9 protein-coding genes are annotated in these 12,361 nt (G+C 37.5%); 3 read left to right on the top strand and 6 right to left on the bottom strand.

The annotated features are described in order from the left end of the window. Window positions 1-107: 107 nt before the first annotated feature. From urtD to IQ276_RS11520, 5 genes are all read right to left on the bottom strand, one after another. On the bottom strand, window positions 108-854 hold the full coding sequence (urtD, locus tag IQ276_RS11540) for an urea ABC transporter ATP-binding protein UrtD (protein ID WP_193917990.1): 747 nt from the start codon (window positions 852-854) through the stop codon (window positions 108-110). Beyond that, window positions 829-1,944 carry an urea ABC transporter permease subunit UrtC gene (gene urtC / locus IQ276_RS11535; RefSeq protein WP_235116318.1) on the bottom strand — a complete coding sequence of 372 codons (1,116 nt, stop codon included), beginning with the start codon at window positions 1,942-1,944 and terminating at the stop codon, window positions 829-831. Before urtC ends, urtD begins: the two co-directional genes overlap by 26 nt. Before the next feature lie 31 nt (window positions 1,945-1,975). Next, window positions 1,976-3,136: an ABC transporter permease subunit gene (locus tag IQ276_RS11530; protein WP_193924218.1), complete on the bottom strand. Its 1,161-nt coding sequence runs from the start codon at window positions 3,134-3,136 to the stop codon at window positions 1,976-1,978. 197 nt (window positions 3,137-3,333) lie between these two features. Next, a complete protein-coding gene (urtA, locus tag IQ276_RS11525) occupies window positions 3,334-4,647 on the bottom strand; it encodes an urea ABC transporter substrate-binding protein (RefSeq protein WP_193924216.1) in 1,314 nt (437 codons plus the stop codon). Between the two features lie 346 nt (window positions 4,648-4,993). Continuing rightward, complete coding sequence (locus IQ276_RS11520; protein WP_193914698.1) at window positions 4,994-5,416, bottom strand: ester cyclase; 423 nt, start codon at window positions 5,414-5,416, stop codon at window positions 4,994-4,996. Window positions 5,417-6,000: 584 nt separating this feature from the next. On the opposite strand from IQ276_RS11520, the gene IQ276_RS11515 reads away from it, so the two are divergent. The 3 genes from IQ276_RS11515 to IQ276_RS11505 all read left to right on the top strand — a co-directional run bounded on the left by IQ276_RS11515 (window position 6,001) and on the right by IQ276_RS11505 (window position 9,560). Further along, window positions 6,001-6,678, top strand: a complete 678-nt coding sequence (locus tag IQ276_RS11515; RefSeq protein WP_193914696.1) for a response regulator transcription factor — start codon at window positions 6,001-6,003, stop codon at window positions 6,676-6,678. A gap of 145 nt (window positions 6,679-6,823) precedes the next feature. After that, on the top strand, window positions 6,824-8,713 hold the full coding sequence (locus tag IQ276_RS11510; protein WP_193914694.1) for a sensor histidine kinase: 1,890 nt from the start codon (window positions 6,824-6,826) through the stop codon (window positions 8,711-8,713). Between the two features lie 109 nt (window positions 8,714-8,822). After that, window positions 8,823-9,560, top strand: coding sequence for a DUF928 domain-containing protein (locus tag IQ276_RS11505; protein ID WP_193914692.1), 738 nt, complete (start codon window positions 8,823-8,825; stop codon window positions 9,558-9,560). Between the two features lie 65 nt (window positions 9,561-9,625). On the opposite strand, the gene IQ276_RS11500 is transcribed toward IQ276_RS11505, so the two are convergent. After that, window positions 9,626-12,319: a CHAT domain-containing protein gene (locus IQ276_RS11500; protein ID WP_193914689.1), complete on the bottom strand. Its 2,694-nt coding sequence runs from the start codon at window positions 12,317-12,319 to the stop codon at window positions 9,626-9,628. Between the last annotated feature and the right edge of the window lie 42 nt (window positions 12,320-12,361).

The raw sequence follows: 12,361 nt of genomic DNA, 5'->3' as shown, positions 1-12,361 counted from the left end.
ATACGGTTCGGTTAGGGCTTTTTGATGAAAATTCTAAATCACAAAGACGCGATTTATCGCGTCTGGTGCCTTAACCGAACCGTATTGCCTAATCCCCAGTCCCCAGTTCATTCTTCCTGTTTTCCTAAATATACTTCAATCACGCGGGAGTCATTTTGCACTTCCTCAAAATTCCCTTCGCATAGCACCGAACCTTCATGCAGTACTGTGACTTTCCTGGCAATTTGACGCACGAATTCCATATCGTGTTCAATGACTAATATTGAATGACTCTGGGCTAAAGCTAAAAGTAATTCGCCAATATTGTAGGTTTCCTCATCTGTTAAACCGGCAACCGGTTCATCAACGAGTAATAAATCAGGCGACTGTGCTACTAACATCCCAATTTCTAAACGTTGCTTTTCTCCATGAGAAAGTAAAGCTGAGGGAATGTCTGCTTTGGGAGTTAAACCGATGGTTTCTAACAAACCTTTAATATTATTCTTTTCAGTTGCACCAGAACTGCCAAACAAAGTAGAAAATACATTTTTATTGCGGTTGCTGGTAATTTCTAAATTTTCACGGGGTGTCAAATTCAGGTAAACTCTTGGTGTTTGGAATTTGCGCCCAATTCCCAACCGCGCAATTTGATGTTCAGAAAAAGAACGCAGGTTTTTACCTTTGAATAGAACTTGCCCAATAGTTGGTTTTACTTTCCCGGTAATTACATCTAAAAATGTTGTCTTTCCCGCACCATTTGGCCCAATTACTACTCGTAACTCACCCACATCCATGCTAAAATTTAGTTGATTTAAAGCTTTAAAACCATCAAAGCTCACAGTTACATTTTCAGTTTCCAATATTTTGGCGTTCATGTTCCACTTCGGGGTCTTCTTCTAAAGCAGGATATGTAATAATTTCTTGACGGCGTTTGAAAAGGGAAATATTCTGACTACGCAACCATCCTACTATGCCGTCAGGAAGCACTGTGACGACTATCAAAAATAGTGCGCCTTGGAAAAATAGCCAGATTTCAGCAAATTGTTCGCTTAAAAAAGTCCGGGCATAATTGACTAATAAAGTTCCCACAACTGCGCCAATTAAAGTAGCGCGTCCTCCTACAGCTACCCAAATTACCATTTCAATGGAAAAGGCAATATCCATCGCTCTGGGTGAAACAGAACCACTTTGAATGGTGTAAAATGCTCCTGCTATGCCTGCGATCGCTCCCGAAACTCCAAACACCAACACCTTAAAATCTGTAGGATCATATCCAGAAAATCTTACCCGACTTTCATCATCCCGAATCGCTATTAACAATCTCCCAAAGCGTCCACTTGTCAACCAGCGACAAATTCCGTAGGTAGCGGCGAGAAACACCACCGTCAACGTGTAAAACACAAATTGCGTTTTGGTATCGCTGACCGTTGCCCCAAACAAAGTTGTAAAATCTATCAGCCCATTTGTACCGTTAAATAACTTTTGTTGACCGTTAAAAAAGTTGAAAAATACAATCGTCCCCGCTTGAGTCAAAATCGAAAAATAAACACCCTTGAGGCGATTTCTAAATACTAAATATCCCAATAATCCTGCCAATAACCCTGGAATTAGTACCACAGCAGCCATTGTCAAAGGAAAAGAATAAAAAGGTTGCCAAAAACCTGGAAGTTCCGTAACTCCATAAAGCCCCATGAAATCAGGTAACTCACCACTTGGAACTTGCAGCTTCAGGTATATAGCGATCGCATATCCACCCAAACCGAAGAAAATACCATGACCCAAACTCAATAAACCAGTATACCCCCAAATCAAATCAATACCCAAAGCGGCGATCGCCAGGGACAAAAACCTGCCCAACAAATTCAAACGAAACTGCGACAGCACCACTGGCATAATAATAATCAGGGAAAGTGCGATCGCCACCACCACCCCTACCTCAATCAACAATCCTCCCCTCTTCCTCATTCTCTGCGCCCTCTGCGTCTCTGCGGTTCGTTTAAACATCAACAGTACGTCCCTTCTGCGGAAAAATTCCCCCAGGCTTCCACTGTAAAAACACAATAATCAGCGCAAATACCATCACCTTCGCCATACTCGTCGTCGCAAAAAAAGTAAAGAAATCTGCCAAAGGTTTAACAGGACTCAACAACAAAGCCAAAGTCCCAGAACCGATTAAAAAATTAGCCGTCCCAATACCCAAAGCTGCCACAATAGTACCAGCTAAATTCCCCACACCTCCAACCACAACAACCATAAAAGTATCGATAATATAGTTTTGTCCCGTATTTGGCCCCACAGAACCGAGTAAACTAATTGCACATCCAGCCACACCAGCTAAACCCGAACCCAGTGCAAAAGTAACCGCATCAACTTTTTGAGTCGGGATACCCAAACAAGCGCTCATACTCCGATTTTGCGTCACCGAGCGAATTCTTAAACCCCAACTAGAACGTTGTAAAAATAGATAAATTCCTGCTACACAAATTATTGTTAAAGCAATAATAAATAACCTCGCAAAGGGTAATTGCACCCCACCTAAAGACATCCCCGCTTGTAACCAAGTAGGTGCGGTGACATCCACATTTTGAGCGCCAAACCAAGGCTGAGTCACCGCCAACTGATAAGTTTGGCTCAATAAATTGCCTGTTATGATTGTGATTCCCAGCGATAGTAATAACAACACCGCCACAGCCCAACTACGAACTCTTTCTAAATTCGTGCGGGAATTTAAAATCCATAACCCGCCAAAAAACAACAAAGAAAATATAGCTAACCCAATTATTAAAACCCAATTTACACTGCGAACAAACTGCTGAAAAATTAAACTCACTCCCCAAGTTGCCAAGAGAGTTTCGAGGGGGCGTCCATACAGATAACGAATTACACCTTTTTCTAAAATTAATCCCACAATGGCTGTGAAAATAAAAGCAATAATCAAAGCCAAAAATATATAAGACTCAAACCACACACCACCCAATTGTTTGCAGCTATTCTGCACAACAAATGTTGTATAAGCACCAAACATCATTAATTCGCCATGTGCCATATTAATGACGCCCATCAATCCAAATATAATGGCTAATCCCAACGCTGCGATTAATAAAACAGCGCCAATACTAATGCCATTAAAGATAGCTTCTAAAAAGCCTGCTAACACTTGTTTACTTCTCCATATACTAATTCGTAATTAAATTTAGGCTATGTTACGGCATAAGTAACGCACTAAGTGAAATAGTGCGTTGCGCTTCGCCATAACGCACACTACAAAGTTAAGATTGGCTAATTCGTAATTTGTAATTAATTACGAATTACGAATTACGTTAGCGTAGCGGGGCGTAGCCCATTACGAATTATTTAGGTTTTCTTATATTTACCACCCTTCGCTGGATCAGTCCAATCACAAGCAAATCCCTTAGTTTCTTTCACAAATTGATTCCAGGGAACTGGTTCAACTGGCGCAGGAGTAGCATAAACAATATCAAACAAACCATCTTGTCTAACTTGGCCAATTCGTACAATTTTAGAGATGTGGTGATTGGCATCCATTGTCACTTTACCTTCAGGTGCATCCAGAGTTTGACCGAATGCCGCAGCACGAACTTTTTCTAAATCAGTAGTGCCAGCTTTTTCTACTGCTTGTTTCCATAAATAAACTGCGATATATGCTGCTTCCATTGGGTCATTTGTGACCCGATTTTCACCGTATTCTTTCTTGAAAGCGGCAACAAACTTTTTGTTAGCAGGAGTATCTACTGTTTGGAAATAATTCCAAGCAGCATAGTGACCTTTGAGATACTCTACACCAATTGCTTTGACTTCTTCTTCGGCAATACTAACAGACATAGAGGGATATTTGTCTGGTGTTAATCCAGCCCCTTTCAATTGTTTGAAGAAAGCAACGTTGCTATCACCATTTAAGGTGTTATAAATCACGCCGCCGTTGGGTAAATTTTGTTTAATTTTCGTGATAATTGGTGTAACTTCTGTGTTACCCAGAGGTAAATAATCTTCACCAACTGTTTTACCACCTAAAGCTTCTAATTGGGCTTTAATAATTGTGTTAGCAGTCCGGGGAAAAACGTAGTCAGAACCAACTAAAAAGAATTCTTTGCCCTTATTTTTTAACAGCCAATCAACAGAAGGTTCGATTTGTTGGTTTGGCGCAGCACCTGTATAAAAAATGTTTTTAGAACACTCTTGACCTTCGTATTGTACGGGATACCAGAGCATATGATTTTTGCTCTCAAATACTGGCTTGACGTTCTTGCGGCTAGCAGAAGTCCAACAACCAAAAACTACGGCGACTTTATCTTGATCGATGAGCTTAGTTGCTTTTTCTCTAAAAGTATCCCAGTTAGAAGCACCATCTTCGGTAACTGCTTCAATTTGTTTACCTAAGACACCACCGTTAGCGTTAATTTCTTTGATTGCTAATTTTTCAGCATCAACAACACTTTTTTCACTAATAGCCATCGTACCACTCAGGGAGTGTAATATGCCTACTTTGATAGTGCCACCACTAGCAGCAGCCACAGGAGAAGCAGTATTAGAGGGGGTTTCTGTAGCTGCTGGGGTATTAGGATTAGCGCAAGCTTTTAGAAAAATGCTGCTTGTGAAACTTACAGAACCGTAGATTAAAAACTTGCGTCGGTTAAATTCTCTTGTCATAATTCTTGATGAATTTTCCTCTTTATGAATCAGCCAACTTATGGAAAGCTGACAATATCAATCATTAGATTGTGATATTAGTGCGATAGTTTACTAGTAAAAAGTGACTTGTTATACAAAAACTTTTGTTTTCGTAACAAAAAATTCAAATTTTAATATTAAAATTTGTTAACTCAATCATCACAAAGGTTTGAGATTATCAAGCTACGCTAACTATGACAAGTATTGACACCAATTTTCGGTTAATTAAACAATCTTTTGTAGAGTGCCACAGCTGTGCTACCCTACAAAAGATTGTGGTCAAAATAGATAAATAAAAACTGTAAGCGGACATGATATAAACACGCTATTGTTCACATATTCCTGGCTCAATCCGTGCCCCAAGCTGAAGAAGTCGTCCCAAATCATCAGCGTTTCGCCAAGTTTCAATGATCTTACCATCAGCAATGCAATGAATGAATGTAGCCGTGAAGGTCTGTTGCCGACCATGACTAGGTATGCCAAGAAAACTATCTTGGACGCAGTTATTAGTTGCACGCACAACAACTTTATTACCTTCAGCAATTACATCTTCAATTATCCATTTCTGTTCGATAGGTCCAAATGAATTAAAGAGTTTGCGTACCCCGTCGGGACCTTGGGGAAGCCCTGGTAGGCCACCGTGCATCTTCCATGTCGGTGCAGTTATCTCGCAGATATCTTCAATCCTATGCTCACTAATAAGTTCTATCCAACGTCGAGCAATTATTTTGTTGTCCTCAATTGACATCGCTGCTCCTCCTCTACTAAATAATATTAAGATGGGTTTTATGGTGGGCAAAGCCCACTCTAGGTGTGTTTCAAAAATCAAATAGGAATCCTATTGTATTATCTCTGTCTTCGGGAGAGTTAGGCGTCAATATTATTGATTCACATTTGATACTTCCTTTTATGCAATATTATCGTTGGATGTAGGATGATATATAAAAAATTGCAGAAAACTGCATTGTAATTTGAAAGATGTGTTGCAAAAATTACAATAACCTCTGAAAAGCAGTCAGAATTGACAGTAACTATTACTGTGTTGGCAAAGCATTCCCGTACCTTTACGAGAAGCTACGTGCAGCGGTATGCATTTTAGGGTAAAAGGGATAGATAAGCTAGATTTCATAGCCCCAAGCTAAAGCTTGGGGGCTGAATCTAGGCTTGGTTAAGGATTTATCCATAAAGTAAAAACAGGGAGTAACTCAAATGCGATCGCGCAGGATGCAGTACGTGAAGGTATAAAAAAGTTGATTGATTGCCCAGAGAGAGATCCTTAAGGTTTATGCTGATAAATTGATCAAAAGTCAAGATTTACCTCAATCACCAGCGATGAAAATTCTACTTATTGATGATCACCAATTAATCTTGACTGCAACTTTTAATTTACTGCGACAAGAATATCCAAACGCAGATATCATTAAGGTGACAACGGCATTTGAAGCTCTCAGAAAAATTGAGACTTTTGAGGCTCTCAGCAAGGTTGGGACTTCTTTCTTTGACTTGATTGTGATGGATTTATCCATACCAGAAGAAACAGGAATGATAGCCCAAATTGATACAGGGATCAACTTAATTCAACAGTTACTCAAGCAATATCCCCAGCAGAATTTGATGGTACAAAGCAGTTATGTAAAGGCTTTGGTGAGGATAAAACATGAGATAGATGAGCATCAAGGTGGATTTGCGATCGCTGACAAAGGATTATCAGAACAGGAAATGTTAGCCCGTGTCTACATAGCACTCCAAGGTGCAACTCACACACAAGATATCAAAAACGGCTTAGAACTAAAACCAGAGTGGTTAGAAGTTTTAAGATTAGCCTTTGAAGAAGGATTAACAGATAAACTAATATCCGAGCGGATGTATAGATCTGAACGTGCAGTACGCGCATACTGGACAAAAATTCAAGATGTTCTCGGACTTTATCCAGAAGATTGCAAAAAGGAAGGTAAAAATATCCGCATTCAAACAGAAATTCGCGCTCGACAAGAAGGATTAATTGATTAGTTATTTGTTATGGTAATCGGCTTTGATTTTGGAACTTATCTACATAGGGAGGGAGTGGGGAGTAGTGAGTAGGGAATAAGCAATAGATTTTTTGCATTAATGATTTAGTTTTCTTTTAACTTTTGCTTGATTTGCTGAAATACTTATGGTGTGGGTTAATTGGAGAAAAATTCACAATGAAATAAAAATTTTGTTGCTGGCGTCACTTCCAGGAACAACATTTCTAACTATTGTAGTCATTGCACGTTTTTATGGATTCTTGCAAGATTTTGAGTTGATGGCATTGGACACATTTTTACGTTTGCGTCCTGGAGAAGCAACCGATGATAAAGTTGTAATTGTTGGTATTAATGAAGAAGATATCCGCAGTGTAGGTAAGTATCCAATTCCAGATCGAGAAATTGCAGCGCTGATTAATGAAATAGAAAAACATAAACCGATTGCAATTGGTCTGGACATAGTTAGAGATATACCTGTTGAACCTGGTAATAAAGAATTAGTAGAGGTATTTCAAAACTATAAAAATCTTATTGGTATTGAAAAATTATTACCCCCCGATCCAATTTCACCACCGCCACAACTACCGCCAAATCAAATAGGTTTTTCTGACACAGTAGTAGATAAAGATAGTAAATATCGCCGCTACCTGCTTTCCACACCATCAGCTAAAAACCCTCAAAATCCCGAAGAAGATAAAGATTCCTTTGGACTAAAGTTAGCACAAGCTTATTTATCTCATGAAGGTATTAATATTGAACGTGAAATAATTGAATATAAAATCAGATTTCAAACTACAGAACTACCTCGTTTTTTAGCGAACACTGGAGGATATATTAATGCGAATGATAGTGGATTCAAGATATTAGTTAATTTTCGTGCTGGTAGCAAACCCTTTAATTTTTTATCGCTCAATGACATTAAAAATGAAAATTTCAATCCCCGTTTGCTACAAGGGAAGATAGTCATAATTGGGATTGCTGCCACCAGTGTTAAAGATTTTGTCAATACTTCTGCAATTGTTAATGAAGAAAAGTCTGGACAAATTTATGGAATAGAATTTCATGCTCATGCTTGTTCTCAGATAATTAATGCAGTGATTAACGGACGACCACTGTTACAAGCTTGGTCGGACGAATGGGAATATATTTGGATAATAATTTGGGGCTGTTATCCAATAATTATTTTTTGGCTAACACAATCTTTATGGAAAAATTTACTGGCGGTTGTAATCATAGCTTTAGCCTTATTTAGTTTGGGTTTATTACTGATTTCCTTCGGCTGGTGGATTCCCATAGCACCAAGTTTATTAACCTTAACCATAAATGGTTTGGGGTTGAGTGGATTCGCATTTGCTTTATATAAACATAACCAACTATTTCAAATTCAAATGAACGAACGTCAAAATACAATTGAACGTGCATTTACTGTAATTCATAATGGACCGCTACAAACTTTAGCAAATGTATTGAGACAGATGCAGACTCAAGATTTGCCATATCAAGAATTAAAATCACAGTTAGAAAAACTCAACTATGAAATTCGAGAAATTGGCGAATATCTAAAGCTTGAGGCTTTATCTCAAGATGAAAGTCTGCGTTTGGGTAGCGGTTTAAAACTTGATTTAAAACGCCCGATACATGAGCTTTTTTATGCAGTGTACACTAGCACACTTGAACGACATGACTTGGAATACTTGAAAAATGTTAAGTTAAAAATTCGTACATTTGAACCAGTAGATGATAAGTACTTGAGCGTTAATAACAAACAAGAACTTTGTTTATTTCTGGAAGAAGCTTTATGCAATGTGGGTAAACATGCTAAAGGTGTCAAACGCATCGAAGCTATTGGTAAAAAAAATGAAGATTTGTATATTTTGAAAATTCAGGATAATGGACCGGGAGTTGTTTCATACGTTGAAAACAAAGGAACAAAACAACTGAGAAATATTGCCAAAAATTTGGGAGGTGATTTTAAACGTGAAAGTATTTTTCCCACAGGAACGATGTGTGAAATAAGTTGGAAATTAAGAAAATAGCAATACAGCAGAATTCAGAATGGGCTACGCCCGCTGCGCTAACAGGAGTCAGAATTCAGGGGTCAGAATATTTATTGCAATGTTAGTTTGATAAAATTTGAAGGATAAAATGTCACAATTATTTAACCAAGCTATCAATTTGAAATTAGCAAGTGGTTGTGTTCTGGGTTTATTCTTGTTTTTAACACCAGTAGTAACTGCTAATGCACCACGAGGCGATCGCCAACCTGCAAGTGATTACACTACAAGCGGAGGTGGTAGAGGATGTTCCACTTCAGTTAATGAAATTCCTTTGACATTACTTGCGCCTAAAACATATATTGGCTACACAGCTTCTACACGTCCTACTTTTGTAGGTTATCTATCTAGTTCTCATGAAATAGAATTTCAAATTTTTGAGTTTGTTTCCAACAATACAGTCAAGGCATTCAGCGATCCGATTAAACAAGAAATATCACCAGGTATTTTCCAAGTATCTCTCCCTGAAAGTTATCCAAAATTAACTGTAGGTAAAAAATATTTTTGGCAAGTAGCAATTAGTTGTTCAGGGGATGATTTAGTAGAAAGAGCAGAATTTATGGTTGTAGAAATGCCATCTACAGTTGAAAATAAATTATTGACTACAACGAATGCTTTACAAAAATCTAATACCTATGCCGCAGCAAATCTTTGGTACGAAGCCTTAGCTGAAGCTTTAAACTCAGCCACTCCTGGAAAGTTGGGACAGGTAGGTTCAAATCTTGTACAAGAATTTGCCAAATATGAATCAGCCAGAGTCACAGAGAATGAAGAACTAGTCAAAAAACGAATCCAACATTTACAAACAATTGCAGATCAAGAAAGGTGATATTTCATCCAGATCAATTTAGATCCCCGACTTCTTTAAGAAGTCGGGGATCTATAACTTTCAATTTATAGCCAATTGCCAATAATAATAAATGGTGCCCAGTAATAAGGGTGATTATGTTGGATGTCTCTCTGGGTTTCCTTAGCATTAATTAGTTTCAATTGAGCAAGTTGTAAAGCTTGTGCTTTACTTATTCCTGATTCACGTAACTTACTATAAAACTCTGTCACCAAATTAGCTGTAGACTCGTCCGCTACAGACCACAACGAAGCCATTGCACTTTTGACACCCGCTTGTAAAGCCACACCCGCTAACCCCAAGGTTGACCTATCATCGCCAACTGCTGTTTGACAAGCCGTTAGTGCTAATAATTCAACAAAGTTAGAACCATTACTAGTTTCACGTAGCAAGGTTTCCAGTTGATTAATTGTCAGTTTGTCATTATTTCCTGTGACTAAGAATGTATCTTCTGGAATAGTGCCAAATTGCGCGTGAGTTGCAACGTGAATAATTGAATAGGCTGCGTTTTGAATTTCTTTTTCTAAATTACTAATAGTAAAATCTTGATTTTCTAGCTTTTTGCTATTAGCAAATTGTTGCTGAACTGCTTGAGCTTCTGAAGGAACATTCACCAATGCATTAAATAAGCGATTGTCGATTTTTGCTTCTTGACTGACAGCCAAAACTAAAGCTCGACTTGATTGGATATTGATTTTTTCTGTTGAGGTCAATTGCAAGCTGGGAGTAGTAGCGATCGCATATTTTTCAATTAAATATTTCTGGTCTTTTTTATCATAGAGTGCAGCCATTGGTACATTACGTAAAAAGCTATCTTGAATAAATACTAAAGTTTTAATTTTATTATCATTTAAATATTTTTCAAATGGGCGAATGATTAATTCATAGAGATTTTCTGCATTTTTTGTATTATAATTAATATCTCGTTTCCCCCGAATTAATCCAGTGTAAAAGTTTTCAATTTCTTTTCTGAGAGTTTCTTGGTTTTGATCTATCCATTGCAAATGTTTTTCTTGGTTAGGTAAAATCAATATCAGTCCGGTCTTATCTTTCAAAACAATTGAACTAATAAATGCGGTATTTGTTTCTACAACTTCAGTAACTTTTGGATTATTAATTGCTGTTAAAATACAATCATTGCCAAAATAATTTTGAATTTCTGCTAATCTCAGTGAATTTATTGTAGTTAATGCAGCAGTTAAAGCTGGATTAGTAAGTTGTTTATTATTATTATTATTTGATGAGGCTAACTCTAATTGAAGTTGTGCTAGTTGACGGTAAACAGGCTCGATGATGTCCCGAAAATCAAATTGAAAATCACGGTCTGCAATGAGAATGTCACTGCGTAATTGCTCTAGAGTATTGTATGCTCGTTGATAAAAGGGAAGTGCTTCAATATTTTTATTATCTGCTTCTAAAATTCTTCCCGCTTGCCATTCCCATAAATACAAGCTATCTTTAGCTTTTAATTTTTGATCTGCTAGCCAAATTGCCTGATTAGTTAATTCCCAAGCTGGTTGATATTTTTTTTCTCGACACTCATAGAAATGACCAAGCGCTCCTAAAGCGTAAGATTCAGAACGCGAGTCTTGCAATCTTTGAGAAATTTTTATAGACTTGTTAAATAATTGCTTTGCTTGTGCGTCTGGTAGTCTTGGATTTGTCAAACATTGAGTTAACGGTGAAGTTAATTCATCATCAAAAGCAGGTAAATTTGCTAAATCGATCGCTGCATATATTTTATTAACAGAATCAGGTAATTTATCGAACAATTCTAAAGCTTCTTGGATATTTATATCAACCTGAGCTTTATCAATCAAATTTATTGTTCTGGAGTGGTAAAAAAGCTGAATCAGATTCAGCAGACTTCGCATTTCACTAGATTTATTATTTTGTTGGCGAGCTTCTTTGAGACTTGATTGAAAATATTCTAGTGCTTGTTGATGATCGTTCTTTGCCTTTTCTTGGAATTCAGTTGCTTTAGAAGGATTCTGCTGTTGAGCAGATTTAGCACGTAGATCCCAAAGTTGTGCGCGACTCTTGTGAGCATTGCCTAAGCTATTTAATATTGCAAAATTATATGTTTCATTATTAATTTTGTTGGCAGCTTCCAGGTATTGAATTGCTACATCATAATTACCCCGAAGTCGATAAGCTTCCCCAAGACTTCCTAACGCTGCAATTTCTCCTTCTTTATCCTGTTGTTCGGCAGCTATTTGTAATGCACTTCCTTGCTGACATGCTAGGTTTTCGATATTTTTTTCATCAGAAACACTGCATAAAAAACTAATTGCTTTCCTTGTTTGCCCTAAACTACTGTAAGCTTGCGCTATCTCTGTGAAAATTCGCCCTACTTTTTGCCAGTCTTTTTGGGAGCCATAGTAAGTATTAACTTTTTCCCAATAATTCAGTGCTTGCTCATTTTCACCCAACTGTTGATAAGTCCTTGCTAAATTTTCATTAACAATTGCCGCATTATTATAGTTTTTATTTTGTTTGTATACCTCTAAAGCTGCTTCCCAAGATTGAATTGCAGCACGAAAGTCTTCCCTTTTATAGCTTTCAACACCTTTGTTAACCAATTGTTCGGCATCAAGAGCTTGAGCTTGGACTAACTTTCCAATACTCAGTTGTGGAGTTGTCAATTGCACGTTATTCAACCATACACAAAGGGTGAAGCTGACAAGAAATATAACTGTTAACCAATAATGAGTAGTTGATTTAGAAAAATTTTTAGCCACAGTGAAATAGAGTTAATAATATTCTTACTATAAATAAGAACA

The sequence above is a fragment of the Desmonostoc muscorum LEGE 12446 genome (assembly GCF_015207005.2).
Taxonomy (GTDB): Bacteria; Cyanobacteriota; Cyanobacteriia; order Cyanobacteriales; family Nostocaceae; genus Nostoc; species Nostoc muscorum.
This window is presented reverse-complemented; position numbering and strand designations above follow the sequence as displayed.